Annotated in this window: 27 protein-coding genes and 1 tRNA gene; 7 read left to right on the top strand and 21 right to left on the bottom strand. The window is 35.9% G+C overall.

All coding sequences use genetic code 11. The features are described from left to right. Positions 1–93: 93 nt before the first annotated feature. The 4 genes from FBT53_RS01620 to FBT53_RS01605 form a co-directional block, all read right to left on the bottom strand. A complete protein-coding gene (locus FBT53_RS01620; protein WP_136949426.1) occupies positions 94–450 on the bottom strand; it encodes a hypothetical protein in 357 nt (118 codons plus the stop codon). Positions 451–471: 21 nt separating this feature from the next. Further along, positions 472–1,755, bottom strand: a complete 1,284-nt coding sequence (locus FBT53_RS01615; protein WP_136949425.1) for an amidohydrolase family protein — start codon at positions 1,753–1,755, stop codon at positions 472–474. Positions 1,756–1,845: 90 nt separating this feature from the next. After that, positions 1,846–2,868, bottom strand: a complete 1,023-nt coding sequence (gene galE, locus FBT53_RS01610; RefSeq protein ID WP_136949424.1) for a UDP-glucose 4-epimerase GalE — start codon at positions 2,866–2,868, stop codon at positions 1,846–1,848. Next, positions 2,868–4,025, bottom strand: coding sequence for a DegT/DnrJ/EryC1/StrS aminotransferase family protein (locus FBT53_RS01605; protein ID WP_136949423.1), 1,158 nt, complete (start codon positions 4,023–4,025; stop codon positions 2,868–2,870). The genes galE and FBT53_RS01605 overlap by 1 nt, the downstream gene beginning before the upstream one ends. Positions 4,026–4,116: 91 nt before the next feature. Between FBT53_RS01605 and FBT53_RS01600 the strand changes: the two genes are divergently transcribed. Both FBT53_RS01600 and FBT53_RS01595 read left to right on the top strand, forming a co-directional pair. After that, entirely contained in the window at positions 4,117–5,352 is a 1,236-nt protein-coding gene (locus tag FBT53_RS01600; RefSeq protein WP_136949422.1) for a 3-deoxy-D-manno-octulosonic acid transferase, read from the top strand. Between the two features lie 34 nt (positions 5,353–5,386). After that, the gene (locus tag FBT53_RS01595) at positions 5,387–6,766 is read left to right on the top strand and encodes a sugar porter family MFS transporter (RefSeq protein ID WP_136949421.1); all 1,380 of its coding nucleotides are present in this window, start codon (positions 5,387–5,389) and stop codon (positions 6,764–6,766) included. Between the two features lie 84 nt (positions 6,767–6,850). Here FBT53_RS01595 and FBT53_RS16035 read toward each other — a convergent pair whose 3' ends face one another. Further along, a complete protein-coding gene (locus FBT53_RS16035) occupies positions 6,851–6,997 on the bottom strand; it encodes a hypothetical protein (protein ID WP_169630301.1) in 147 nt (48 codons plus the stop codon). Positions 6,998–7,101: 104 nt separating this feature from the next. Continuing rightward, positions 7,102–7,377, bottom strand: a complete 276-nt coding sequence (locus tag FBT53_RS01590; RefSeq protein WP_136949420.1) for a helix-turn-helix domain-containing protein — start codon at positions 7,375–7,377, stop codon at positions 7,102–7,104. A 153-nt stretch (positions 7,378–7,530) separates the two neighbouring features. On the opposite strand from FBT53_RS01590, the gene FBT53_RS01585 reads away from it, so the two are divergent. Both FBT53_RS01585 and FBT53_RS01580 read left to right on the top strand, forming a co-directional pair. Further along, positions 7,531–8,043, top strand: a complete 513-nt coding sequence (locus FBT53_RS01585; protein WP_136949419.1) for a VOC family protein — start codon at positions 7,531–7,533, stop codon at positions 8,041–8,043. Between the two features lie 135 nt (positions 8,044–8,178). Beyond that, on the top strand, positions 8,179–8,673 hold the full coding sequence (locus tag FBT53_RS01580; RefSeq protein WP_136949418.1) for a GyrI-like domain-containing protein: 495 nt from the start codon (positions 8,179–8,181) through the stop codon (positions 8,671–8,673). A 45-nt stretch (positions 8,674–8,718) separates the two neighbouring features. Here FBT53_RS01580 and FBT53_RS01575 read toward each other — a convergent pair. After that, positions 8,719–8,800: transfer RNA gene (locus FBT53_RS01575), tRNA-Leu, on the bottom strand. 100 nt (positions 8,801–8,900) lie between these two features. On the opposite strand from FBT53_RS01575, the gene FBT53_RS01570 reads away from it, so the two are divergent. Further along, positions 8,901–10,292, top strand: coding sequence for a dipeptidase (locus FBT53_RS01570; protein ID WP_136949417.1), 1,392 nt, complete (start codon positions 8,901–8,903; stop codon positions 10,290–10,292). A gap of 170 nt (positions 10,293–10,462) precedes the next feature. On the opposite strand, the gene FBT53_RS16030 is transcribed toward FBT53_RS01570, so the two are convergent. Next, positions 10,463–10,612: a hypothetical protein gene (locus FBT53_RS16030; RefSeq protein WP_169630300.1), complete on the bottom strand. Its 150-nt coding sequence runs from the start codon at positions 10,610–10,612 to the stop codon at positions 10,463–10,465. A 270-nt stretch (positions 10,613–10,882) separates the two neighbouring features. Between FBT53_RS16030 and FBT53_RS01565 the strand changes: the two genes are divergently transcribed. Further along, positions 10,883–11,983 (top strand): DUF4407 domain-containing protein, encoded by a 1,101-nt coding sequence (locus FBT53_RS01565; protein ID WP_136949416.1) that lies wholly within the window; start codon positions 10,883–10,885, stop codon positions 11,981–11,983. On the opposite strand, the gene rfbD is transcribed toward FBT53_RS01565, so the two are convergent. From rfbD to FBT53_RS01540, 5 genes are all read right to left on the bottom strand, one after another. Next, positions 11,980–12,843: a dTDP-4-dehydrorhamnose reductase gene (gene rfbD / locus FBT53_RS01560; RefSeq protein WP_136949415.1), complete on the bottom strand. Its 864-nt coding sequence runs from the start codon at positions 12,841–12,843 to the stop codon at positions 11,980–11,982. The two genes, FBT53_RS01565 and rfbD, sit on opposite strands and share 4 nt — an antisense overlap. A gap of 76 nt (positions 12,844–12,919) precedes the next feature. Continuing rightward, entirely contained in the window at positions 12,920–14,137 is a 1,218-nt protein-coding gene (locus FBT53_RS01555) for a response regulator (protein ID WP_136949414.1), read from the bottom strand. Positions 14,138–14,186: 49 nt separating this feature from the next. After that, positions 14,187–15,419, bottom strand: coding sequence for a glycosyltransferase (locus FBT53_RS01550; RefSeq protein WP_136949413.1), 1,233 nt, complete (start codon positions 15,417–15,419; stop codon positions 14,187–14,189). A gap of 1 nt (position 15,420) precedes the next feature. After that, positions 15,421–16,674, bottom strand: coding sequence for a sugar isomerase (locus tag FBT53_RS01545; RefSeq protein ID WP_136949412.1), 1,254 nt, complete (start codon positions 16,672–16,674; stop codon positions 15,421–15,423). 3 nt (positions 16,675–16,677) lie between these two features. Continuing rightward, positions 16,678–16,950, bottom strand: a complete 273-nt coding sequence (locus FBT53_RS01540) for a hypothetical protein (RefSeq protein WP_136949411.1) — start codon at positions 16,948–16,950, stop codon at positions 16,678–16,680. A gap of 396 nt (positions 16,951–17,346) precedes the next feature. Here FBT53_RS01540 and FBT53_RS01535 point away from each other — a divergent pair, with 396 nt between their 5' ends. Then, positions 17,347–19,437, top strand: a complete 2,091-nt coding sequence (locus tag FBT53_RS01535; protein ID WP_136949410.1) for a tetratricopeptide repeat protein — start codon at positions 17,347–17,349, stop codon at positions 19,435–19,437. 55 nt (positions 19,438–19,492) lie between these two features. Here the strand turns inward: FBT53_RS01535 and FBT53_RS01530 are convergent, their stop codons facing one another. The 8 genes from FBT53_RS01530 to FBT53_RS01495 all read right to left on the bottom strand — a co-directional run bounded on the left by FBT53_RS01530 (position 19,493) and on the right by FBT53_RS01495 (position 26,315). Beyond that, the gene (locus FBT53_RS01530) at positions 19,493–19,810 is read right to left on the bottom strand and encodes an Hpt domain-containing protein (protein WP_136949409.1); all 318 of its coding nucleotides are present in this window, start codon (positions 19,808–19,810) and stop codon (positions 19,493–19,495) included. A 30-nt stretch (positions 19,811–19,840) separates the two neighbouring features. Beyond that, positions 19,841–20,143, bottom strand: coding sequence for an STAS domain-containing protein (locus FBT53_RS01525; RefSeq protein WP_136949408.1), 303 nt, complete (start codon positions 20,141–20,143; stop codon positions 19,841–19,843). A 61-nt stretch (positions 20,144–20,204) separates the two neighbouring features. Next, positions 20,205–20,927 carry a LytTR family DNA-binding domain-containing protein gene (locus FBT53_RS01520; protein WP_136949407.1) on the bottom strand — a complete coding sequence of 241 codons (723 nt, stop codon included), beginning with the start codon at positions 20,925–20,927 and terminating at the stop codon, positions 20,205–20,207. Between the two features lies 1 nt (position 20,928). Continuing rightward, positions 20,929–21,255 carry an Hpt domain-containing protein gene (locus FBT53_RS01515; protein WP_136949406.1) on the bottom strand — a complete coding sequence of 109 codons (327 nt, stop codon included), beginning with the start codon at positions 21,253–21,255 and terminating at the stop codon, positions 20,929–20,931. Between the two features lie 8 nt (positions 21,256–21,263). Further along, a complete protein-coding gene (locus FBT53_RS01510; RefSeq protein WP_136949405.1) occupies positions 21,264–22,307 on the bottom strand; it encodes an ATP-binding protein in 1,044 nt (347 codons plus the stop codon). Position 22,308: 1 nt separating this feature from the next. Continuing rightward, a complete protein-coding gene (locus tag FBT53_RS01505) occupies positions 22,309–23,436 on the bottom strand; it encodes an FIST signal transduction protein (RefSeq protein ID WP_136949404.1) in 1,128 nt (375 codons plus the stop codon). 1 nt (position 23,437) lies between these two features. Next, positions 23,438–25,780 (bottom strand): PAS domain-containing sensor histidine kinase, encoded by a 2,343-nt coding sequence (locus FBT53_RS01500; RefSeq protein ID WP_136949403.1) that lies wholly within the window; start codon positions 25,778–25,780, stop codon positions 23,438–23,440. After that, entirely contained in the window at positions 25,773–26,315 is a 543-nt protein-coding gene (locus tag FBT53_RS01495; protein ID WP_136949402.1) for a heme NO-binding domain-containing protein, read from the bottom strand. The genes FBT53_RS01500 and FBT53_RS01495 overlap by 8 nt, the downstream gene beginning before the upstream one ends. Positions 26,316–26,372: the final 57 nt, after the last annotated feature.

The following is a 26,372-nucleotide window of genomic DNA, read 5'->3' as shown; positions in this document are numbered from 1 at the left end:
AAAATTATGACAAAAATACAATAATTGGCAAACCTAACACACGATTACCGCTGCGGTTATTTTAATTTTTTCATAAATATCAAAAAACCATCATTATGTTGAATATTTTTTTCGTAGCCAAATCTTTTTAAAAATTCGCCTTAACAACACATCAGAAATTTCATCCGCAACTTCTACCACGCCTTGCGCCCTGATTTCCTTCAACTTACGCTCCTCTATATCCATAACGTATAATAAATTGAGTAATGAAGGGTAATCTTCCATTAATAAAAAATAGACTTTTTCCTTTACCAATCTTTTTAATGCTTTCACAGAAATTTCTTCGTTCGCCTTAAAATCAATTCTAGCCAACCCAAAATCTTTTTGCAGTTGCTGCACCAAAGCAGGATACCATCCTTTGCCTCTTGCTAGCTGCAACACCTCTACCCCACTTTTCCCTTCTATGTCCACAAAATAAGCGCTAGAGTAGCCTTAGTTTTTATAAACTTTTCCGTTTTTCATCACAAAAGAAACCGACTTTAACGTCTCTACTTGGTCTATCGGATTTTTATCTGTTGCCACAATATCTGCAATAAAACCTTCTTTTAATTGCCCTAATTCTGTTGCCTTACCTAACAAAATTGCGTTAGTTACTGTAGCAGCATGAATAGCTTTTGTTACCGGCATACCAGCTTCTACCATGTAAACAAATTCCCTCGCATTTTCACCATGATTAAAAACCCCTGCATCTGTACCAAAAGCAATAGGCACTCCCTTTTTGTAGGCCTTGGCAAACATGGCTTGAATTTTAGGTCCGATTTCACTCGCCTTTTTAGCTACAACCGGCGGAAAATAACCAGGCTTTTTTGCGTTCTCCGTAACTTCTTTTCCCGCGGTTATAGTTGGCACCAAGTAGGTATCATATTTTTTCATTAGCTCCATAGTTTCCTCACTCATTAAAGTGCCATGCTCAATGGTCTTGATTCCACCTAGAATGGCGCGTTGCATTCCTTCATCTCCATGCGCATGTGCCGCTGTGAGCATCCCATAATCTTTGGCCGTATCTGTAATTGCTTTAATCTCGTCTATCATAAACTGCGGATTCTGCCCACTCTTAGCAACACTTAAGACTCCCCCAGTTGCTGTAATTTTAATTACATCCGCCCCCTCTTTGTAGCGCTGCCTCACTGCCTTTTTACCTTCATCTGGTGAGTTTACCACGCCTTCTTTAGGTCCTGGGTCGCCCATTTGGTCCCATTTCATACCATTAGTTGGGTCTGCGTGCCCACCTGTAGTAGCAATTGCCTTACCTGCAGTAAAAATTCTAGGCCCTACTACAAGTCCTTTATCAATTGCTTTTCTTAAAGCGATATTCACCCCACTACCGCCTAAATCGCGGACTGTTGTAAAACCTGCCATCAAGGTTTTCTTTGCGTATACTGTGGATTGAAACGCCACATCCACATCGTTCTTTGTATATCTATCTATATACGTAGTAGGGCTAGACTCGCTTTCTATATGCACGTGCATATCTATGAACCCAGGCATTACAGTTTTAGTTTTTAGATTGATGACTTGATCCGCAACTTCTCCTTGCACGTATCCGTCTACTATGGATTTAATCTTATCACCAGAAACAACTATTGTCTTTTCTTTTAAAAACTTACCGGTTTCCACATCCATAATCGTTCCACAATGCAGGTAGGTATCTTGCGCCCAAACTCCTTGAAATATTAGCATGAATAGGGCGATACTGAAAAAAGTAGTTTGTTTCATTTTAATTAGTCTAGTTAGTTATTTAATGGCAAAAAGGTACAAAAAAAGAGGGCTATGCCCTCTTTTACTATCATTTAAGTCTTAAAAGCACTAAGACCGTACTTTTTTCTCCCATTCCCATGCAGATTTCATAGCATCATCTAGGGTAGACTTTGCAGACCAACCCAAAACTTCATTAGCTTTTTTGGTATCTGCGTAAGCTTGGATTACATCGCCCTCTCTACGCGGAGCAATTCTGTAATTCAATTTTTCCCCAGAAACACGTTCAAAACTTTGTATTACCTCTAATACAGAGCTACCGGTACCTGTTCCTAGGTTAAATACTTCGTAATTGCTATCATTTTTTTCATCTACCAAACGCTGTAAAGCAGCCACATGTGCTTTTGCTAGATCTACTACATGAATGTAATCCCTAATACAAGTACCATCTGGTGTAGGGTAATCGTCCCCAAAAACGGATAGCTGCTCACGCATACCAATACCCGTCTGTGTAATAAACGGCACTAAATTTTGCGGCACTCCTAAAGGCAATTCTCCTATTTCTACAGACGGATGGGCCCCAATAGGATTAAAATAGCGCAAAGCGATAGCATTTAGTTGCGGATTTACTTTACATGTATCTCTAATAATTTCCTCCCCAACTTGCTTAGTGTTACCGTATGGTGATTCTGCAGTTTTTACGGGAGCAGATTCTGTAATTGGCATAACATCTGCTTGCCCATAAACAGTACAAGAAGAACTAAAAATAAAATTTGCAGCTCCTTTTTTAGTCAATTCTTGAAGTATATAAGTGAGTACACCCAAATTATTCTCATAATATAACAGAGGAAGTTCTACACTCTCCCCTACTGCCTTAGACGCTGCAAAATGGATAACCCCATTGACATCGTCATATTTTTGAAAAAATTCTTGTACTTTTTCTTTATCGCGAAGGTCAAATTTTTCAAAAGCTGGCTCTTTTCCTGTAATTGCCGTGATACCTTCTAGTACTTTTTCCGAAGAATTAGAAAGGTTATCTACGATAACCACCTCAAAACCTTCATTTTGTAGTTCTACTACGGTGTGGGAACCGATGAAGCCTAAACCCCCGGTTACCAAAATTCTTTTACCCATTATTGTTTATTTACAAAGTTGATGACTAAATCTGTAATAAAATTTATTTGCTCATCATCCAGTTCCGTATGCATGGGTAGGGAAATCACTTCTTGAACCAATTGGTTCGTCACCACAAAATCTTCTTCTTGAAACCTACTATCCACGTATGCTTTTTGCTGATGCAATGGAATAGGATAATACACTCCACAAGGAACGCTATTTTCATTTAAATGTTGCACCAATGCATCTCTTTTACCATTGGTAATCTTTAATGTATATTGATGAAATACATGGCAGGTACATTGCTCACAAGCACCACTGCAATTGGTCTTTTTATAAGGCGTTATTATATGCTCTTGCCCTGCAAAAGCGGCATCATATTTAGCTGCAGCAACCTGTCTTTTTCTATTGTATGTATCTAAATTAGGCAACTTAGCGCGCAAAACCCCAGCTTGTATAGAATCTAATCTAGAATTAACCCCTACTACATCATGATGATAACGTTGATACATTCCATGGTTTACCACACCCCTTAGTGTATGCGCCAGCTGGTCATCATTCGTAAATATAGCACCTCCATCACCATAACAACCTAAATTCTTAGATGGAAAGAAAGAGGTGGAAGCTACATGACCAATAGTGCCACTTTTTGCCTTGCGACCATCCTCATAAAAATAATTAGCACCAATAGCTTGGGCATTATCTTCTATCACAAACAAATCATGCTCCGCTGCAATAGCCATAATCTCTTCCATATTAGCACACTGGCCAAACAAATGCACAGGAACTATAGCTTTAGTTTTTGGTGTAATCACTTTTCTAATAGCATTAGGGTCTATGTTAAAGGAATCTGGCTCAACATCTACCAAAACAGGTGTTAAACCCAAAAGCGCAATAACCTCTACGGTGGCTGCAAAGGTAAAATCTGCAGTAATAACCTCATCACCAGGCCTAAGACCAAGACCCATCATAGCAATTTGCAAGGCGTCTGTACCATTCGCACATGGTATTACATGCTTTACCCCTAAATATTCTTCTAACTCTTTTTGAAACGCATGAACCTGAGGTCCATTGATATAGGCAGATGTTTGCAATACCTCTTCTATTGCGCTATTTACCTGCCCCTTAATCCCTTCATACTGACCCTGCAGGTCTACCATTTGTATTTTACGCATGTTGCTGAATTATGGTTCAAAAGTAGCAAATTAAGTGTGGTACACACAGCAATTGCTGTAAAGAAATGTATTTTAGCACAAACTAAAATAAGTGAGTATAGTTTATAACGGCATCTTAATTGTCATCGGCTTTCTTTTAAAGCTTATTGCACTTTTCAATCCTAAAATAAAACTGTTTGTAGCTGGAAGAAAGGAAAGTTTTAATCGCATTAAGGCAGGTCTAAATAAGAACGATGATGTGTTGTGGATGCATGCTGCATCTTTGGGCGAATACGAACAGGGGCTCCCCATTTTAGAAGCTCTAAAAAAAACATATCCCAATTACAAAATATTACTCACCTTTTTTTCCCCATCTGGTTATGAAGTAAAAAAAGACAAGACCCCAGCAGATGTTGTTGCCTATTTACCCTTAGACACAAGAGCCAATGCAAGAAAAATACTTCGGCTAATTCAACCAAAAGCCGTTCTTTTTGTAAAGTATGAAGTATGGCCTAGTTTAATGACCGCACTTAAAAAATCTGACATACCCACTTTACTGGTCTCTGGCATTTTTTCTGAACGCCAAGTATACTTTAAATGGTATGGCGGATTTTTAAAAAATGCCTTAAAAAAGTTTGACTATTACTACGTACAAGACGAAAATTCTAAAAACCTATTGGCGTCTATCGGCATCACTAATGTTACCGTTGGTGGAGATTCTAGATTTGATAGAGTAACCCAGATATTAGAAAGCGACACAACACTTTCTTTTATGGATGCCTTTTTGCAAGACCACCCTTGTATTGTAGCAGGTAGCACCTGGCCACCAGATGAAGAACTACTAACAACATTTATAAATAAAGATATTTCTGATTACAAATATGTTTTAGCTCCACACACATTAAAGCCTGCACATATTTCTAAAATTGAGGCGCAACTAAAGGTACCGACCGTAAGATATTCTAATCTTAAAAATACGGATGTATCCAAAGCCAAAGTTATAATCTTAGACACTATTGGACTACTTACCAAAGTGTATAGTTATGCCACGATTGCCTATGTTGGCGGTGCTTTTGGCACGGGTCTACACAATACATTAGAACCTGCTGTATTTGGAATTCCAGTCCTAATTGGGCCTGATTACATAGATTTTATAGAAGCCAAAGCTTTAGTTAAAAAAGGAGGTATTTTATCTATTAACAACCAAGGAGAATTAAATGATAAATTGAGTCAACTACAAACACAAAAACAAGAGCAAAAACGTTTAGGCAAGCTCAATGCATCTTACATTCAAAATCAAAAAGGCGCTACAGAAAAAGTAATGAACCATCTTAAAGGACTGTTGTAAATTTTAGTAGTTTTAAAACAAACTAACTAAACTGATGGACAAAAAAATTCTGCGCATTTCTATGACTGCCGCCTTGGCTGGTTTTCTTTTTGGCTTTGATACCGTTGTTATTAGCGGTGCCAACCAGCCTATAAAAGAACTCTGGAACACCAATTGGTTTTTAGGCGATTCTATATTTACATTTCATGGCATTTTTATCATGTCCATGGCATTATGGGGTACCGTTTTAGGATCTCTCTTTGGTGGTATCCCCACAGACCGTCTGGGACGTAAAAAAACATTATTCTGGATTGGCATTCTTTATTTTTTATCGGCCGTAGGTTCCGCATTTGCACCAGAAGCCTATAGTTTTTCTTTTTTCAGGTTTATCGGTGGTGTCGGGGTAGGTGCTTCTTCTGTGGCTGCACCCATCTATATTTCTGAAATATCTTCCGCTAATAATCGTGGTAGATTAACTGCTATGTATCAATTTAATATCGTTTTTGGTATTCTCATCGCTTTTATCAGCAATTATCTTATCGGCACCTTTTTTAACGAAAGCACAGCATGGAGATGGATGCTAGGCATAGAAGGACTACCTGCCTTAATCTACACAATCATGGTTGCTAAAATACCCAATAGCCCAAGGTGGCTTTTACTTAAAAATCATTCTCACACAATGGTGGCAAAAAGCTTAGCATCACTTGGTGTACATCCTTTAGAAGCAGAAACAAAGATTGTTGAGATTAAGACTGCTAAGGCACAAACTACACTACAACAAAAAGACAAATTGTTTTCTGGCAAATACAATAAACCTTTACTCTTAGCATTCTTAATTGCATTTTTTAATCAATTATCCGGGATTAACTTTGTCTTGTATTATGCTCCAGAAATTTTAGAAAAAGCTGGCCTAGCCTCAGAAACTTCTTTATTTAGTTCCATTTCTATTGGCATCATTAATCTTTTATTCACTTTTGTAGGCTTAGCCCTTATAGACAAATTAGGACGCAAACAATTAATGTACATTGGCTCTATAGGCTACATTATTAGTCTGGCCATGGTAGGCTATTGTTTTAAGGCTGCACTAAGTTCAGAACTCCTTCTTGTATTTATATTAGTTTTTATCGCTTCTCACGCGGTGGGTCAAGGAGCCGTTATTTGGGTTTTTATATCAGAAATTTTCCCCAATAGTGTTCGTTCTTACGGACAGTCTTGGGGCACAGGTACACATTGGGTCTTTGCAGCGCTAATTACATTACTTACTCCCTCTTTCTTAGACAGTGAAATTGGTATATTTAAAGACAATCCCTATCCCATCTTTTACTTTTTTGCAGGTATGATGATTTTACAATTGATTTTTACGGCTTTTTTGATGCCAGAAACCAAAGGAGTTTCTTTAGAAGAACTGGCACAACGGTTAAGGCATAAAAAATAAATAGTGTCTAAAAATTATGCTCTTCGCGTCTAAAAATGCTCTTTTTGTCGAGTATTTGATTGATTTTAAGGCCTTTTTGATGCATTATATGCTATCTTGAAAGGAAATAATCAGCATTATGGCAGAGAACACAACTGTAGGATTTAGCTTTTTATCTGGCTTTCTCCGATTAATGGTTTTTACATTAATTGGTATTTTAATAGCCATCCCCGTTTGCATAGTATGCGACATCTTTGGCGTTTTTGATGCCTTGGGGTTACACTTTTGAGCTAACTACTAAATGACAAAACAAGCCTCCAAAATGGAGGCTTTTTAATGCACTACTATTCTTACATTCACTCTTCATGCATAGTTTTCCCCCAAGCATCTAAAGCCAAAAGTATGCTCTTAAGGGTTTGCCCTTTTTTAGTTAATCCATACTCCACTCGGGGAGGAACTTCTGGAAAAACCTTTCTGTATACCATGTTATCTCGTTCTAGCTCCCGTAAACTTTGAGTAAACATTTTGTTAGAAATAGCAGGTATTTTAGATTGTAAAATACCAGAACGCAACGGATTCTCTAATAAATGAAAAAGCAGTAAAGGTTTCCACTTTGTTCCAATAACTTCCATTGTTTTGTTAAGAGGACAATAAATTTTATCTAAAGGCAAAATTATATCTATTTGATTTTATGCTATTTACTCTTTTAGTAACTTAACAACTAAAAAAGTAAGTTATTGTTTAACAAGCTACTAATTAAGAACTTTGTTGCAAAATTAGACAAGATGAAAGAACAAAAAACATATCCGCGTACTTTTTCCCATATAGGTATTACTGTACCCGATATTTCTGCTGCAGTTGAATTTTACCAAGAAGTAATGGGCTGGTATGTAATTATGCCACCGAGCGAGGTTAAAAAAGAAAAAGAAACTGCAATTGGTAAAATGTGTATAGATGTATTTGGAGAGGATTGGAATTCTTTTGAGATAGCTCATTTAGCCACCTCTGACGGCATCGGGATTGAATTATTTTCATTTCCTGAAACGCCATCCACTAAACCTGTGTTTAATCCTTTTAACCCAGGCTTGTTTCATTTTTGTGTGCAGGACCCAAACATTGAAGCCTTAATTGCAAAAATTGTTGCGTATGGCGGTAGACAACGCATGCCCATTAGGGAGTATTATCCAAATGACAAACCCTATAAAATGTGTTATGTAGAAGACCCATTTGGTGTTGTTTTTGAAATTTATACCCATAGTTATGAACTTACGTACTCTTCTGGTGCGTATACGGGTTAATCTTGTAAAAAAATACAACCTAAATAAATACGTGTTATTAAATACCTTACATAAGAGCGGCAAATATTTGTCGCTCTTATTATTTTATACTATTAACACCGATTAATTTTCAATATTTGCATCTTATACTAGAAAATGAACACAACTTCTTATCCAAATCCTACAATAGAAACTTTTCCTGAACAACTGCTGGTAGGTCTCCATATGGAAATGAGTGTTGCAAACAATACCACAGGATTATTATGGGCTACTCTTGGCCCTAGAATAAAAGAAATCAAAAATATATCTGCCAATTATAAAATCTCCTTACAAGAATATCCAATACATTATTTTAAACAATTTAATCCTAATAGTGTTTTTACCAAATGGGCGCTTATTCCAGTCTACAATATTGCAGATGTATCAGAAGGGTTAGAAAGCTACACTATTTCAGAAGGACTGTACGCAATGTTTCAATATAAAGGGGCTAGCACTAATTCGTCTATATTTCAATATATTTTTACAGAATGGTTGCCAAAATCACCTTACATATTGGACCACAGACCTCATTTTGAGGTATTGGGAGAAAACTATAAAAACAACGATGATAACTCTGAAGAAAAGATTTACATCCCTGTTAAACTAAAATAATAGCCACAAAAAAACCCTTCAAAATATTGAAGGGTTTTTACTAAGTGCGGATGAAGGGAGTCGAACCCCCACGCCTTGCGGCACTAGATCCTAAGTCTAGCGTGTCTACCAATTCCACCACATCCGCAGTTCAAATTGGGATGCAAATATACTTCAAAATTTCAATTGTGAAACATTAGAGCAAGAAAAAGTTCTTTTTAGTACTTTTAGCTAAGATTAATTGATACATGGAACAGATTAAAAACTACATTGAATCTAATAAAGAAAGATTCGTTACAGAGCTTGTAGATTTACTAAAAATACCATCTATAAGTGCAGACACTGCTTTTTCTCAAGATGTTATAGAAACTGCTAAACTGGTAGAAAAATCATTAAAAGAAGCTGGTTGTACTACCACAGAAATTTGCGAAACCAAAGGATACCCTGTGGTATACGGTGAAAAAATTATAGACCCTAAATTACCTACAGTTTTGGTTTACGGGCATTATGATGTTCAGCCACCAGACCCAATGAACCTTTGGGATTCCCCGCCTTTTGAACCTGTCATTAAAAAAACGGAATTGCACCCAGATGGAGCCATATTTGCCCGTGGCGCATGTGATGACAAAGGACAGATGTACATGCATGTTAAGGCTGTAGAATTTATGATTAAAGAGAATGTTCTGCCTTGCAACGTAAAATTTATGATAGAAGGCGAGGAAGAAGTAGGAAGTGATAGTTTAGAGGATTTTTTAAAAGAGAATAGGGACAAACTTAAAAACGATGTTATTCTTATCTCTGACACCGGAATGATAGCTAACGATGTGCCATCTATAACTACCGGGTTACGTGGATTAAGCTATGTAGAAGTAGAAGTCACAGGACCCAATAGAGACTTACATTCTGGCATTTATGGTGGTGCTGTGCCCAACCCTATCAACATTCTAGCCAAAATGATTGCGTCTTTACATGATGAAAACAATCATATAACCATACCAGGCTTTTATGATAAAGTAGAAGAACTATCTGATGCTGACCGTGCTCTAATGGCAGAAGCTCCTTTTGATTTAGACGCTTATAAAAAAGCATTAGATATAGAAGATGTTTATGGAGAAAAAGGGTACTCAACGGCAGAACGCTATTCTATTAGACCAACATTAGATGTTAACGGCATTTGGGGTGGTTATACAGGAGAAGGTGCAAAAACCGTTATTGCGAGCAAAGCTTATGCTAAAATAAGTATGCGTTTAGTACCAGACCAGGACCCCGATGAGATCACCCAATTGTTCATGGACCATTTTACCAAAATTGCTCCTAAAGGTGTTAAGGTAAAAGTTAGCCCGCACCATGGTGGTTTACCTTATGTAACACCCATAGATAATATTGGCTACCAAGCTGCTGCTAAGGCTTATGAGACTACATTTGGCAAAACTGCAATTCCAGAACGTGGCGGTGGTAGTATACCAATTGTAGCCTTGTTTGAGCAAATATTAGAAAGTAAAATTATTTTGATGGGTTTTGGGCTTGACTCAGATGCAATACACTCCCCTAACGAACATTTTGGTATTTGGAATTACTTAAAAGGAATAGAAACCATACCATATTTCTATAAGTATTACACAGAACTTGCTCAAGGCTAAGTAAACATAAAGAGGCCATTGGAATAAGTCTAGATGTTTTACATCCACTTTCTTAGAAACACTACACCAAAAAACTCTAAGAAAATGACTTATCTAATGGCCTCCACTGTTAATGGTACTTTTAAAGACTTGGGGGAACAGACTTGGGGGAATGTACCACTCTCAAATGCTTAGCATGCAATAGGCTTATATACGTTTATTAACAATTCGGAATCTGTCAACTCTACATCGCAAATACTAAATTCTTTTTCGTTTGCTTTAAATATGACCATTCCACTGTACTTTTTATTTCCGGTATTTGTAGTTTTAATAGCTCTCATCTGTACTCTTGTTTGTAATTGATATTCCAAATGTATTGCAAGGCTAAAAGTATTTTTTTCGATGAAGTGCAGAATTCCATTTACTATCGACAAACGGTAGTTTAGTATAGTTTAGCCTATTTTGAAAAAAATAATCTCCTAAGTATCAGTATACTTTAATCGGACTTCCTTGCATTACAACTACAACTTTAGCTTTTATTTAAGACGTAGTTTGTAACAAAGCCCTACGGATTCCGTTCTAATAGAAATCATCAAAAAACGAACACTATTATGTTAAATCAATTTTTTATCCGCTGCTCTGGGGCAGATACGGATATACTTTCTCAATGCTCACAAGGAGAGCGTACTAAATACGCTGGTATTGGGGCTACTGTATTTTTCACCGCACTAATGGCTTTTATAGCTAGTAGCTACGCACTATATACTGTTTTTGATTCTATTTACATTGCATTACTCTTTGGACTTGTATGGGGGCTCCTCATTTTTAATTTGGACAGATACATTGTATCTACCATTAAAAAAAGTGGTAGCACTGCACATCAATTCTGGCAAGCCTTACCTAGAATTGTTTTAGCAGTAATCATAGCCATAGTCATTTCTAAACCATTAGAATTAAAGATTTTTGAGAAAGAAATAGACCAAGTTCTCTTACAAGAAAAAAATACGCTCACACTTGCCAACCAAGAACAACTTGCCTTACAGTACACTCCTGAGGTTGAAGCTTTAGAACAAGACGTACAGCAATTAAAAAATGAAATAATAACAAAAGAGGAAGAAACCAACGCATTGTATGCTACTTACATTGCAGAAGCAGAAGGTAAAGCTGGCACAGGTTTACTGGGTAAAGGCCCTGTTTATCAAGAAAAACGAGATAAACATGATGCTGCTTTAGCGGAATTACAACAACTTAAAACTAATAATCGAGAAAAAATTGAAACATTAGATGCTCAAATAGCGGCGTTAAAATTGGAGTATAATTCCGCTGTTGAAAATGCCCAACCCATTATTGACCGTTTTGATGGATTGATGGCTCGCATAGATGCAATGAAACAATTACCTTGGATACCTTCTTTCTTTATCTTTCTACTCTTCTTGACCATAGAAACAGCACCAATTATTAATAAATTAATAGCTTCTAAAGGAGAGTACGACTTTAGACTAGAGGAAAATGAGACTGTAGTAAGCAGTTGGATTAATCAAAAAGTTACGCAAAGACAACTGGTATTATCCACAGACCAAGAATTAAACAAAGAAATTTATAACGATTTAAAATCAGAAAAAGAAGTATACGAATACAAAAAGAAAAAGGCAGAGGAATTATTGAAATTGCAAGCCGATTCTTTTCATAAAGTACAGACTAAAGGACTTTAAACACTGGCTGCTTGTGCAGCAGCTACTGCTTTTTTTAAACTGTCTTTCCAATACGGAATAGTGATACCAAAAGTGCCTTTAACCTTTGCCTTATCTAAAACACTATATTTAGGTCTTTTGGCAGGGGTTGGGTAGGCAGCAGATAATATTGGCTTAACACGTATAGCCATATTATTCAGCTCAAAAATTTCCTTAGCAAAATCATACCAGCTAGCAATACCTTCATTGCTATAATGGTATATTCCGTAAGCATCACTACCTAATTCCATAATATGTAGCATTACCTCTACTAGGTCTGCCGTATACGTAGGTGTACCTACTTGATCATACACTATAGCTAGTTCTTCTTTCTCCTTACCTAACTTCATCATGGTTTTTAGAAAATTGTGACCATGTTCTGAGTATAACCAAGATGTTCTAAAAATAAAATGTTCTTTTAGATTCTCTACAATATGACGTTCTCCTTTGTACTTGGTATCTCCGTAGAAACCAATAGGTCTAGCAATATCTTGCTCTCTGTAAGGCTCATTTAAGAATCCATCAAAAACAAAATCTGTAGAAACATGAAAAAGTGTAGTCTTATTTTGCGCACAATAAATAGCCAAGTATTTAGGTCCATTACTATTTACATTTCTAGCTTGCACGTTATCTTGTTCCGCTTTATCTACGTGTGTATATGCTGCACAATTTATGCAGTAATCGTATTTACCCTTTTGCAGTTGTTCTGCCACAGCAGCCTCATTGGTAATATCCAACTGTTTAGATGACTTAAAATCAAAATCAAAACTTGGATAATTCTCAGCCATTGTTTTAATGGTCTGCCCTAATTGCCCGGACGCTCCTGTAACTAAAATTCTCATATGCTAAGAGTAGTTTTTTATCAAATTACTTTGTTTGTTATTAACGATAAGGGTTGTCTAATTAGTATAGCACCATCTAAGAAACTGGTGTAACTGTGGTAGGTTTGCTTACCGTGTTTACAGGTTTAGATGCTTTTTTTTTGCCTTTACCTATATTGTAATGCATAGCAATCTGCCCCAGTTGAAAAACAATCTTTAAAGAATCTTTAAAGGACAGTTTAGAACCATCTGCATGTATCCATCTATTTAATGGTTGTTCACAAATCATAGCAACTGCTTCTTTTCTGCCATATGTATTGCTCATGCGCTTAAATATCTCAACATCAAACAACCAACGTGTTAAAAATGGCTTACTGAAAACCAGCTGTGCAATTTCCTTATCCATAATCTTAGCGCCACACTGGGTATCATTAAACGGCATTCTAAGAATAGATCTAATTAAAAAATTAATGGTTTTACTAATAATAGCTCTTGCAGATTCCTTATTGATATCTGCGCCCATTCTTGCCATTCTAGAACCACTTACAATTTTGTAATCGGACTTTTTAATGGTCTGCACCAAATCGTCAAAGTCTTTAAAATCCGTAGATAAATCGGCATCTAAATAGCCAATATAATCTAGTTGTGGGTCTTGTGCTAAGTGCAGTGTCCCCAGACGAACCGCTTCTGCTTTACCTCCATTTTGCGGACAATCATACACACTTATATGGTCTTCGTGCCCTTTTCTTAGTTTATGTAAAACTTCTAATGTATTATCCTTACTACCGTCATTTACAAAGCACAAATGATAGCCTAAGTTTTGTTTTACAAAGGATTGAAACTCATCACTCAGCAAGCGCTCTTCCTCATTATAACAAGGAATGACAACCCCCACAACATACTCCTGCAACATTTGGGTGTCATTGCTATTTCTTTTAGTTTCCATTGCTTTTTCTGGAAGACCAATTAAATTTTTAACACGAGCAGCCACCTCATTTAAACTCACGGGCTTTTTCATATAATCGCTAATACCTAAATCATAGCCATCCAAAATGGTTTCTTCATCGGTATTTCCAGAAAGGACCATAATTGGTATCGCAGATTCTTTTGTATTCCTTATGTATTTTACTACTTCTAGGCCATTAACCTGTGGCATGTTAATATCTACAATTACCAAATCTGGATTAAAGCTTTCAAACTTCTCCTTACCAGTAATACCGTTGTCTGCAATTTCTACGGTATAGCCAATCTCTTGTAGTCTTTTTTGTAAAGACAATAAGATTAACTGCTGATCATCTATTGCTAATATTTTCATAGTATTTTTTTTAGTAGCGGGTTATCCCCAGTTAATATTGGATTATGTATTAGGCCAATACCTTTTTTTGTTTATCTGTAATTGTTTGTGTGGACTTAATTTTACCCCTTCTTTTTCTGATGACATCAAACAGATCTAAATACATTTCTGCTATTTTAGACATGGGTAGCGATGTAGCAGCCTTGTAATTAGTTTCCCCTAGGCTTATGCGATAAGCATCATCCACCAAAATCTTTTCTATGGCATTGGCTAAAGATGAAGGATTATCTGCCTCAAAAAACTCACCAGTATATCCTTCTTCACGAATTAGAATACCTAAATCCCCTAAATCTGGCAATACCACGGCCTTACCATAACTACCCGCTTGGTGCAAAACACCCGAGCTACCTGTTGTAGAAGTATATGGAAATACAGCTACTGCACTTTCTTCAAAAATGCGTTGTACATCTTCTTCTGGTACGTAACCTGTAAATCTTATCTGTGGTACATGTTTATATTTTTCTGCAACCGCCTGTAGATAACCTGGCGTGTTAGGACTATCTGTACCTGCAATTACAATCTCTATATTTTCTTGGGTACGTTGTCTAATTTGTTCTACAGCTTCTATCATTACCTCTACCTTTTTATAGGTGCCGAACTTACCAAACGCCATTACTTGTTTAGGACCTTCTGGCAAACTAAATTTTGGTAGCGGAGGCAACTCAAACGTACCGTGCGGAATCAATTTTATATTCTCTTTTTTGTATTTGCCTTTAAGCGTAGTTACATATTTACTAATAGTAACTGCCACCTCATCTGATGCTAAAACGAACCGAGTTAACGTAGTACCAATAAAATTGTAAATTGACGCCAGCAATTTGTTATTGGTAAAACCTGCATCCTTAAGGTCTACTGTTTCCATTATATTATGTAATAAGGAAATGGTAGGCACGCCCATATTTTTAGAAACAAAAGGCAATAGCAAACCAAGTGCAGCTGGCACTTTTTTATCGCCAAACTTCATAAATTGTAGGTTATACAATACCGCATCTGGTCTAGTGACTCTTATTGCTTTGGCAACACTTAAAATGTTGGTATAACTATTAAAGCTCCAACATTCTTTTACCACAATACGGCAACCGGCCTCTGTAAAGTCTAGTTGTTTGTCACCTTCAGTTTTGTCGCATAGTAAAATCAATTCTTCTACGCGGTCTTGCATTCTAAAATGTTTAACAAGGTAATAGGCATATTCTGTTAAGGTTACCTTGCTGGGTGGATAAGCTGTTACAATAGCTAGCTTCATGTTACTTTGTTTTGGGGGTTAAGAACACTTCCTTTCTTAAGAAATAGCCTAATTGAACAAACAACAGCACTGCCATAGCAATGATTTGCATAATGATAACAGTGTTAAGACTATCATGAAAGAAAATGATAAGTAGTATTTGAGACATACCTAATATTCCAGATAGGATTACAGGCACATATTGATCTAAAGACAAAAAATAATACGCAAAGATATTACTTAAGGCAAATAATGAAGTGGCAAGAGCATATTTCCATAGTAAATGAGCAACTTCTAAATATTCTTTACCAAACATTACATTTACCACTGTTTCCGGCATTATTGCACAAACACTTACTATAACTATGGCCATAGCACCGATGTAACTTACGTATTTAAACAATACTGGGGCTGTAGGTATACCTTCTTTTCTATTTTTAATTACGGTAGGCAACAATAACATTACAAACATCCATGCAGCAAAATAAACTACCCTACCAATTAAAGCTAAGGAGGCATAAAGACCTGCTGGTTTGGCCTCAAAAAAATGCTTTACTAAAAGTATATCACTATTATTTATGATGATTTGCGTTAACTCATAACTAGCGGTTAGTAGCATAAAGCGTAAAACGTGTTTTTGCTCCTCTGAAGTCAGTTTCTGTTCAGAATCAATTTTTAATGATTTTATTTCTGAAGGAAACAAACCGAAAAAGAAACTTACCAAAATACCAATAGCTACTAATAATCCGGGCTCCCATGGTAATACATATACAAGTACCAGAGTAAGTATTAATCGGCTCCACATCTCTGTTTGATAAGTTGTGGATAGCGGCCTATAATTTTGTCTTCCTTGATAAATACCACGATTAAGACTCATAAAAAAGTAAACAGGTATGCCCAAGGCAAAAACAATAAACATTAGACCACTATTGGTGTGGAATAAGGCCTTTAAATATCCTGAACTTAACGCAACGGCTAAAGCAATTAAAGCACCAAAAATAAGTACCCATTTAAGCGTTTTGTTTTTAAAGCCCAACCAAGAATCTCCTGAAAATTCTACAGCAAATTTGGCCGCTGTCAATTGAAAGGTCATCCCAACAAAAGACAACACTAACAGTAGGGTAATTAAAAGAGCTGCTTCTGCAAAAGCTACAGGACCTAAAACTCTACCCAACAACAAATTATACAAATAGTTACCACCGTTTACGACAATGACACTAAGCATAAATACTTGCTCGGGACTTAATTTTCTAGATATGGAACGGATAGCTTCCATAACTTATGCCTTGGCAATTTTATATTTATACAAATCTTTCTGTGTGGTAGAAACGTAGTTTATTCCTGCGTTAACCTCAAATGCAAATCTTTTAAGTGCGTGCATTTCTTTAACCACTTCATTATTAATTTCTACTACGCCATCCATGTTCAATGTAAGTTGTGCTCCAGATTCTAGGAGCGGCATTAGATAGCTACGCAGACTAATTAAGTTAGAGGTAGATAGGCTACCCTCTATAAAGATGATATTGTTTGTTTCTTTAATTTGTAATGCCATTTTTTTTAGGTTTTAAGTTTAATTTGGGTTTGCCAAACACAGGCATAATACCTAGATAACGTTTTATCTTAATATTATTGTAATCTTTTACTTACTTTTCGATGAAAAACGTGTGCTCTATTCCAAAATCCTACGGCATGTACATACTTTTCTAAAAAGGAAAGGTTCACCTACCTTACAATAAATAGTAAACTTATTGCTTAGCAGGTTCTACAAATATTTCCATTATAAGCCATTATGCATCAGCAACAAAGACCAATAACCATTAACTATAGATGAGTGTAAAATAACTGTCTATTGAAAAGGATTATCCTATAATTAACTTTATTAATACCAAACAATGCTAATAAAATTGAAAAAGCGTCGTTATTTTTTGTAGTATTAACCCTACTTTTTATGAAACAAAGTATTATTTTGCTAATTACCTTAAGTACGTATATGTCTGTTTTTGCCCAAATAGACATTACCAAAGGTTTTGCCTTACTAGAAAAAGGAGACTTTGCAGCAGGCAAAGATTTCTTTGCAGACTATTTAAAAGAAGACCCCAATAATAAAACTGCCCGCTTATGCTATGGTAGAGCTTTAGGACTAAGTGGTGCTCCCAAAGAGGCAATTACTTATTTTGAAGGATTATTGAAAGATTATCCTGGAGATTTTGAAATAGCTTCTAATTATTGCGAAGCTTATCTGTGGGCAAAAGATTTTAAGGCTGCAAAGCCACTCTTTTTAAAATTGAATCAAGACCACCCAAATAAATATGGTGCAGTATTAGGCATGGCCAACACCCTTTCTAACTTACAAGAATATACAGATGCTTTAGAATGGGTAAACAAAGCTATTGCCTTAAATCCAGAAAACGAAAGTGCAAAAATATCGCGTAAGTATATCTATCTAGGGTACGCCTATCAACTATCTAAAAAGGAAGAATACAAAAATTCTGAGCAATTATTGAAAAAAGTTTTTGTTGATTACCCAGACGATAAGCAAGCGCTACAAAACTTAGCTAATCTTTACTTAATGACCAAAGAGCATGATAAGCAAATAGCTACCTATAAAAAAATGGCTACTACTAATAAGGATAGTATTATTGCTCTTAACGGCATTGCTCTAGCACAACATTTAAAAGAAGAAGACAAGGAGGCACTTGCCACCGCTGAAAAAGCGATGGCTACCTTAAGACCAGAAACAGAAAAAAATGAAGTTACCGCAACACACAATAGATATGTACAAGCTTTAATCTGGAATCAGAAATATGTAGTAGCTAGGAATACTATAGAGGCATTAGAAAAAGAATTCCCTAACGAACAATGGTTAATACTTTTACGCTCTACTTTAGGTATGTATACTGGTGATTTTAAATCCAGTATTAATAACTATGATGTTATTTTAGAAAAAGACAGTACTTCTTTTGACGGAAATATGGGTATGGCCAACGCTATGTTTGCCTCTGATAATTTAATTCCTGCTTATGAAAATGCTTTTAACACCTTAAAAATATACGAGAACCAAAAAGATGCTATTGGTTTTATAGAACGTTTAAACAATCAAAATTCTCCTATGGCAGAAGAATGGTTACAATACACCTTTGATAACGGCAACAACATTGCCTGGGCAAGTACTACCTCTGTAAACATCCCGTTTACACCCAAAGTAAAAACAAGTGCTAGTTACCAATACCGTACCAGTGAAAATGAAGTTACTGTAAACAAAGCAAGTTCGCATACCTTCACTGTAGGTGCTAGATATAAACTAATGCCCAACGTAGATTTACTTGGTAATGCTGGGGTGTATGCGGCCAATTTTTCTGATAGTACATATGTGTCTTCTATACTAGAAGCCAAATTACAAACAAAGCCTTTTAAACTTAATAGCCTTGAGTTGAATTATAAAAGAGAAGTACAGGCTTTTAACGCAGAACTTATTAAGAGGCAAATAGTAATGAACCATTATGGTTTAACTTATAATTTAGGCACCAACTTTAATTTAGGTTGGTATACCCAGGCCATTTACACCACCCAAACAGATGATAATGTTAGACAGTTACTATTTACATCTTTGTATTATAACCTTATGAAAAAGCCAGCCCTAAAGGTTGGTATAAATTTTCAATACCTTTCTTTTAAAGACCAAGTACCAACAATCTACTTTAGTCCATCTAGTTATAAAAATTTGGAACTATTCGGTGATTTAAGAGGCAACCTAACGGTAGACACTAAGGGTTATGTAAGTGCAGCAGGTGGTTTACAAAAAGTGGAACAAGACGATTTAACCGTAATATACCGAGCAGAAGCAGGAATTACCCATAACTTTAGTAAGAGACTTAACCTAACGGCCTACGGTAAATACAGTAATATTGCCTCAGCTATTGGTGCAGGATTTCAGTTTACAGAAATGGGCTTACGATTAAAATGGAACATTACAGAAAAGCCCTTATTTTTCAAGAGCTTATTTAATGATCAAATGGCACTTCTAGAAAAAACGGAATAAAACAAAAAAAGCGCATCTTAAAAGATGCGCTTTTTTTATGCTTTAAAACAACAATTTACAAAGTAGAAATAAAGGCTCCAGCAACTTCTAAAATGGGTAGAAAATCTGTATGCATAGCGTCTTTACCCTTCTTTAATTCTTCTTCATAGGTAACCGCCATTCTATAGCCATCTTGTAAGCCAACTATATTAAGCTTATGTTTAAGCTTATGTACAATTGCAGCCGTCTCTATATGGTTTTTAGCTGCATACATGTTCTTATAATGCACAAACTCATCTGGGAATTCCATCTTTAAAATCTGAATAAAGTTGGCTTTAAAATCAGCATCTGATCCCGCAACGTCTTCTATATATTTAATGTTTGGTTGTTCCATAGCCAAGAATGATGGTAAAGTTTTTAATTCTTAATATCTATCTGCACTTAAAATATAAGCCGTTTTACAAGCTTTCATAGTAGCCATTACAGCATCATTATGAGAACCAAAAAACAAAGCCACTTTATTTTGACTTGCTGCTGCCCTGTAAAAATTTTCTAGAAACAAAGCCGCTTCTTGGTCTAACTCTTCTAAATACTCTAAACTAATGAGTAAAACCTCCTTAGTTTCTAATAATGAATTAAAGTACGCTCTTGCAGAACCTACATTCTCTTTGTTTAAACTACCTCTTACTTCATACAGGTCTCCACGTTCTAGTACTTCTATTGCCATAATTTCAGTTTACGTTATTACTTTATCAATAAATGCTATATAATAACGTATTTTCTTACTTTTATTGTAAAAGATTTAATCTTTTCATAAGATTAGGTCGCTGAGAGCGGCTAATAGGAATTACGCTTTTTTCTATTAAAACACTATTATCTTGTATATCTATTATCTTAGTAAAGTTGATTACATAAGAACGGTGAATCTGCATAAACAGCGATTCTGGCAGCTTTTCCGTAATCTTTTTTAAGGTAGAATGTACCCTAAAATCTTCTTTCACTGTTCTAACATTTATGTAATCCCCTTTTGCTTCTACAAAAAGAATATCTTGATACTTAATTTTTATTAAACGCCTGTCTATATTGATAAATAGTTCCCCCCCTTTTTGTCCTTCTTTTTTAGCTCCTCCATAGTTTATCGTTTTAGACTCTGGTAATGCTACTGCATTATTAATACGTTCTACTGTCTTTGCGAAACGTTCTGGAGTTATAGGTTTTACTAAGTAATCTATTATGTTATCGTACTCATAAGAAGCAGAAGCAAAGGAAGGGTCAGAGGTGGTTAACACCACCTTTTGATTTTGTTTTATCGTTTTTAAAAAATCGATTCCAGAAAAATCCTTCATGTGTAAATCTAGAAAAATGATGTCTACTTCATTATCCCCCAAAAATTTTAAAGCTGCAATGCAACTAGGAAACTTTTGAGCCAATTCCATTTCTGTTTGCCCCTCAATCAATTGCGCCATGATTTCTTGGGAAAGCAATTCGTCATCTATTATAATACAGTTCATGCTACTCAGTTTTTTTTATAAAATCTGTTAGTACCAATAGTGCTTGCTCAAAATCCTTTTGATTGGTGAAATCTCCAATCTTTAACCCCTCTTCATACGCTTTGGCGGTGGTATAACTGGTATTTAATCCTAAAATACCTATTTTATTTTTTATTTTATGTACTAATTCTGCCGCTTCTTTAAACGCAGCTTGTTTCATGGCGTTTTCGTAGGCCTTTTTTTCTACAGGAAACTCTTCTTTCACAACGTTCCACAAACGCTGCATCATTACTTCATTGCCCGCAGATAAATTTTCTAAATACTTTAAATTGGGTGTTTCCTCTGCCATTAATGCACTTATTTTGCCAAGGTAAAATAAAATTGAGTTCCTTCACCTTCATTAGAAGACAACCAAATTTCTCCTTTGTAATAATTAATTATTTTTTTAACCAATGCCAGTCCTATTCCTGTGGCTGTTGCATCGTTCTCTAATTTTTTAAACATAGTAAAGATTCCCTCTTGCAAATGCTCTGGGATGCCTTTACCATTGTCACTTACTGTAAATTTATAATGTGCAGGTAATTCTTCTGCAGAAACCGCAATAAGACCATTAACCTCACCCTCTAAAGCCGCTATAGCATTGGTAAATAAATTTTTGAACAATTGCTCTAATCTGTAAGTATCAGCCTTTAAAACTGGCAAATCTGGCGCTATAGTAATGGTAACGTTATCGGGAACATAAATAGTCTGTTTAATTTCAAAAAGAAGCTTATTTAGATTGATATCTCTAACATGTTCCTCTGACGAATCTATGGTTGCATGTTTTAAAATGCCATCTATTAAACCATCCATTTTGGTTAGATTCTGAAATATTAAATCGAAGCTTGGTCCAAAACTAGCTTTGGTTTCTTGGCTTGCATCATCGTAAATCCACCCTACCAAAGAATGTACATTGCGTATAGGTGACTTTAGATCATGAGATACCATATGGGCGTAATTATTTAAACTCTCATTTTTACGCTCCAGATTCTCTAACAAAATAGCTTTCTCTCCACTTATTTCAATTATACGCTTGGTTTGTTTTTCTATGTTTTCTGCTAATTTTTGTGGATCAAACACATCTTCATCTAACAACTGAGTCGTATTCTGGTCCATTTCTTTTATAACCTTACTTAGCGCATCTAATATGGATTGCTGCCTATCTGTTTCTTTATTTAAACGTTGGTTAGCTACATACAATTCTTTTGAGCTCAAGGCTGTAGCACGCTGTATCATCGCCAACTTATCATCATAATCCTCATAAGAAGATGCTATTGCTGCCAAAAAAGCCTCTAATTCTTTAGCATCCTTAAACTGCTCTGGCAAAAACTTGCGTATCTGTCTTTTAAGTAAAGAATGCATATTACTCGCTTATTAAAGTTAGCGTCATGGTTTGATTGTGTAAAAGGCAATTATTCTTGCCAGAGAAGGGAGCCATTTCTCCATATGAATAAAAACCACTAATTGCGGCCTGCTCTCCTACCACATCTAGAACCTCTTCTATCTCTTCTTCTGTTCTACCAGCTAAAACTAATTTTCTACCTACACAACTTACCAACAAAGCTAATTCTGGTGCTTTTTTTCTATTACGCATTGCCAAAGTGGCTGCCTTGTGGGCTGCTTCTGCAATATCGTTAGTACTAGACATCATTAATTGCACTTTTGCACCTTCTGGCACATCACCCGCCAATATCATTGAATTTGTATCTTCATCAATATTCAAAATTGTACGGGTTAACGGCTCTTCTGCGCCTGTTTGCACAGAAAGCGGATAAAGCAAAGCTGCTTGTGGTAATTGGTCTGCCTTATCTCCCAAGTACATTTTGTATAAATCCAGGGCAGGTTTTCCATCAATTTCAAAAAGAATATTACCTTCAGATTTTGTGATGCTGCGTTGGGGACCAAAAGAATGCCAACCACCAAAATTAGCATAACTAACTTCTAAAGTATCGCCATAAAAACCAACCGCAATAACCTCTCCCTCTTTAGGGTTTTCATTATAAGACGCCAAGGTGCGCTCAAAACGAGCACCATCTCCGCACAAACCACCCGTTATAGGAGTGGTACTATCTTGTATTTGATTGAAGCCATTAATTAATCCGCTTCCGTTTACAAAACTCCCTTCTGATACAATGAAAATATGCTTTAGATTTTTCTTTGGTAACTGTTGGGCAAGTGCATTACCCAGCGTCTCTACGGCTGCATATTCCTTTACATTAGCTCTAACAATCTTATAGGTGGTTTTTTCTAATTCTATTGCCGTAAGTGTGATGGATTCTTCAAACACGTGTGGCCCTAATATTTCGCCAGACGTTGTACCAAAGATTAGGTCTCCATCAGGATATAAGGCTCTTACTTCATCTAAAACCGTGTGCGACTCTAATAAAAATCTATCGCCAAAAATTAAAACTAAAGGCTTTTTTAGAGTGCCTGTTTTAGTAAACGTCCATTGGTTTTCTCCTGCCCCGCGTATTGCTTGATTTACCTTCATACTACATCTTTTTTAATGTAAAATAGAATGTAGTCCCTACCCCTATTTCACTATCTAACCAGACTTTACCATCATACCTATCTATAATTTTTTTAACAATGGACAATCCTATACCTGTAGACCTTTCATTATTTCCAATAGACTGAAAAATCTTGAAAATCTTCTCGTGATATTCTTTAGGAATACCGACGCCGTTATCTTTTACACTAAATTCCCAATGTGTAGGGGTTTCTTTACTAGCAACTGCTACTACCCCCACTTCTTTATCAATGTTAACCACGGCATTGCTTAAGAAATTCTGAAACAATTGATGAATCTTAGTTTTATCTGCCTTAATGGTGGGTAGCTTACCTACTATTTGCACGGAAACATGATCCGGTATGTAGATAATCTCTGTAATCTCTTTTATAACTTCATTTACATCTACATTGGTGTTATCTAAAGTATCACTATTTACTGTAGAGTATTTTAAGATACCACCGATGAGCCTATCCATTCCTTCTATCTTATCGGTAATCATTTTAAGGGTATGTTGCCCGTTTTCATCCAACACCTCTTTATAGTCCTCTTGCAACCAAGTTATTAACGCAGTTACGCTACGTAGCGGCGATTTTAAATCATGAGAAACAATATGCGCATATTCTTGTAAGCCTTTATTGCTTTGTTCTAGTTCTTTCTCTAATTGTTTTTGTTCGGTAATGTCTAAATGCACCCCTATGGAACCTACTACATGGCCAGATTCATCATAACTTGGTGCTGCAGAAACCAACCAATTACGTAGAATTCCATTTTTATCGCGCACTTCAATTTCATAAGAATCAGAGACATGTTCTTGTCTTTTTGCAAATTGTTGCTTGATTCGTTCTCTGGTATCCGCATCCATATCTATCAGGTTTAAAACGTTTTCTCCTACCAAATTTTGGAGCTCAACGCCTACCATTTCTGAAAAACGGTTATTTGTCATTAAAATATGACCTTTAGTATCTACCTCTACTAAACCTAAATTCATGTTGGCAACAATGTTACCATATTTTAGTTTTTCTGCTTCTAGATTGCGCCTGTAATTCTTTTTTATGGTTACATCATTATACGTCCATAAATGGCCGCTATATACATTGTCTACGTATAATGGTATATAGTCTCTTTCTAAGGTTCTACCATCTGCCAATTCAATTTCATCAGAAACTACCAATTCTTTCTTCTCTAAAATGGCATTGATTCTGTTGATTTCTTCCTCCGGAGATTGAAAAATAGTTTTAGAACGTTCTAAATACGCCTTGCAATCTACCCCTACTAGTACTTCTGGATTCACGGTAACATGGAACAGGTCACAAAACTTTTTATTGGTTAGAACTACCTTTCTGTCTACATCTTCTAGCAATACACCTGTCTGCAAATTGGTTATTAGCGTAGACATTCGTTGTTCCGATGTTTTTAACCTTTCTTCTGAAATTCGATCCTGGGTAATATCTTCTATCATTACCACTTGATAGTCTATGGCACCTGCTTGATTGCGTACGGTGTTTACTGATGTTTTACCATACAAATACTCGCCATTTTTCTTTTTAAACTTGCGAACTACCGAGTATTTGTCTTGCAAAGCTGAGTCATCACTATTTTTAATCCGTTGATATTCCTCTAAATCTTCTATAGAAGAAATATCATTTAATTGGGTATTAGCCAATTCTATAGCAGTATACCCTAATAAATCTACAAAGGTTTTATTTGCTTTAACGATTACATCTTTTACGGTTAATAAAATTCCTAAAGATGAATTTTCTACAATAATATCTTGCTGTTTACGCTGGTCTTCCAGTAACTCTTTAATTTCTATTTCTCTGGTAATATCTCTGACTACCCCTTGGGCTGCCACTGGCAAACCCTCTTGATTGTAGATTAAACTTGCATTGATATTAATAAAACGCTCTCCGTGCGCTAGGGTATTTATTTTGGCATTATAGTTTTTAATGAGCCCTGTATGTGCTAGGGATTTAAAAGATTCTTTGGTGTATTGCACATAATCTTTATGTACTAAAGAAGCCAGATTAATACGGTCCTTCTCATGGTCAAAGCCCATAAAATCTTTGGCACTTTGGTTCATGTTAAGCACGTTTCCTTTTAAATCTATGACAATGTATGGATCAATAATATTTACAAAAGCGCCATCCCAATGTGCGCCATTGTCTGTTAACATAGCTTCTAGCTTTCCATTTACCTCTCGCAAATGCCTAGAAGCATCATATAATTCTTTGGATTTTTGTTCCAATAAGGATTCTGCGGCCTTTCTGGACCGTTTTTCCCTATCTAATGCTCTTTTAAGTAATTGTATTTCTTTGTTATCCATTCTGGACTATCGTAAACTCAACTTCTGTACCTTGTTCATTTAACAATTTATATGCAACTTCTACACTTTTTTCAAAGTGCTCAAAAGTCTTGGTAATAAGACCGTGAGCTAAGGCATATAGTCCTCTAGATGAGCTGTAAATCATACTCAACTTTTCATCGGTTTTTTCCAAGATTTTAAAGGTAGGGAGTTCCGCGTCTGGATATAATTTTTTTACATGTACATGTATGTGGTCCTCTATAGAATACAGTAAATTTAAAGGTTTTGTGTAACCTTCTACTACTTCTGGATGCGTTTTAGCGAGCCCATTAAAAAGATAGGTGCCAAAAGTAAATAGCAAGTCGTTGGCTGGTATTTTGGTCTCTTCACTTAGGTTGGTAAGCAATTGTACCATCTCATTAAAATCATAGGTGCCGACAGCTGTATATGCCGCTCCAGATGGTAGCTCAGAATTTTCTATAATATTATCCACAGTTTCTAGACCAAAGGTCTCTTCTACCATTTCTAAAAATTCTGTAAATACGATTCCTTTCATAATAAGTTGTATTAATAGTTCTTTAACGTAAGAATTGGATTACTTATTATGTGCAGT

Source organism: Flavobacterium sp. ASW18X (genome assembly GCF_005144745.1).
Lineage (GTDB): Bacteria > Bacteroidota > Bacteroidia > Flavobacteriales > Flavobacteriaceae > Croceivirga.
This window is presented reverse-complemented; position numbering and strand designations above follow the sequence as displayed.

Coding starts and splice junctions, on each gene's coding strand:
- FBT53_RS01570 (WP_136949417.1), top strand. CDS start 8,901: ATGGAACAGATTAAAAACTACATTGAATCTAATAAAGAAAGATTCGTT.
- FBT53_RS01545 (WP_136949412.1), bottom strand. CDS start 16,674: ATGGAAGCTATCCGTTCCATATCTAGAAAATTAAGTCCCGAGCAAGTA.
- FBT53_RS01550 (WP_136949413.1), bottom strand. CDS start 15,419: ATGAAGCTAGCTATTGTAACAGCTTATCCACCCAGCAAGGTAACCTTA.
- FBT53_RS01530 (WP_136949409.1), bottom strand. CDS start 19,810: ATGGAACAACCAAACATTAAATATATAGAAGACGTTGCGGGATCAGAT.
- rfbD (WP_136949415.1), bottom strand. CDS start 12,843: ATGAGAATTTTAGTTACAGGAGCGTCCGGGCAATTAGGGCAGACCATT.
- FBT53_RS01605 (WP_136949423.1), bottom strand. CDS start 4,025: ATGCGTAAAATACAAATGGTAGACCTGCAGGGTCAGTATGAAGGGATT.
- FBT53_RS01535 (WP_136949410.1), top strand. CDS start 17,347: ATGAAACAAAGTATTATTTTGCTAATTACCTTAAGTACGTATATGTCT.
- FBT53_RS16035 (WP_169630301.1), bottom strand. CDS start 6,997: ATGTCGCATACTATGCAAACGGGGATGGCTATTAAAATACCAATTAAT.
- FBT53_RS01520 (WP_136949407.1), bottom strand. CDS start 20,927: ATGAACTGTATTATAATAGATGACGAATTGCTTTCCCAAGAAATCATG.
- FBT53_RS01500 (WP_136949403.1), bottom strand. CDS start 25,780: ATGGATAACAAAGAAATACAATTACTTAAAAGAGCATTAGATAGGGAA.
- FBT53_RS01615 (WP_136949425.1), bottom strand. CDS start 1,755: ATGAAACAAACTACTTTTTTCAGTATCGCCCTATTCATGCTAATATTT.
- FBT53_RS01540 (WP_136949411.1), bottom strand. CDS start 16,950: ATGGCATTACAAATTAAAGAAACAAACAATATCATCTTTATAGAGGGT.
- FBT53_RS01565 (WP_136949416.1), top strand. CDS start 10,883: ATGTTAAATCAATTTTTTATCCGCTGCTCTGGGGCAGATACGGATATA.
- FBT53_RS01510 (WP_136949405.1), bottom strand. CDS start 22,307: ATGCATTCTTTACTTAAAAGACAGATACGCAAGTTTTTGCCAGAGCAG.
- FBT53_RS01505 (WP_136949404.1), bottom strand. CDS start 23,436: ATGAAGGTAAATCAAGCAATACGCGGGGCAGGAGAAAACCAATGGACG.
- FBT53_RS01595 (WP_136949421.1), top strand. CDS start 5,387: ATGGACAAAAAAATTCTGCGCATTTCTATGACTGCCGCCTTGGCTGGT.
- FBT53_RS01495 (WP_136949402.1), bottom strand. CDS start 26,315: ATGAAAGGAATCGTATTTACAGAATTTTTAGAAATGGTAGAAGAGACC.
- FBT53_RS01555 (WP_136949414.1), bottom strand. CDS start 14,137: ATGAAAATATTAGCAATAGATGATCAGCAGTTAATCTTATTGTCTTTA.
- FBT53_RS01515 (WP_136949406.1), bottom strand. CDS start 21,255: ATGGCAGAGGAAACACCCAATTTAAAGTATTTAGAAAATTTATCTGCG.
- FBT53_RS01580 (WP_136949418.1), top strand. CDS start 8,179: ATGAACACAACTTCTTATCCAAATCCTACAATAGAAACTTTTCCTGAA.
- FBT53_RS16030 (WP_169630300.1), bottom strand. CDS start 10,612: ATGAGAGCTATTAAAACTACAAATACCGGAAATAAAAAGTACAGTGGA.
- FBT53_RS01525 (WP_136949408.1), bottom strand. CDS start 20,143: ATGGCAATAGAAGTACTAGAACGTGGAGACCTGTATGAAGTAAGAGGT.
- FBT53_RS01585 (WP_136949419.1), top strand. CDS start 7,531: ATGAAAGAACAAAAAACATATCCGCGTACTTTTTCCCATATAGGTATT.
- galE (WP_136949424.1), bottom strand. CDS start 2,868: ATGGGTAAAAGAATTTTGGTAACCGGGGGTTTAGGCTTCATCGGTTCC.
- FBT53_RS01590 (WP_136949420.1), bottom strand. CDS start 7,377: ATGGAAGTTATTGGAACAAAGTGGAAACCTTTACTGCTTTTTCATTTA.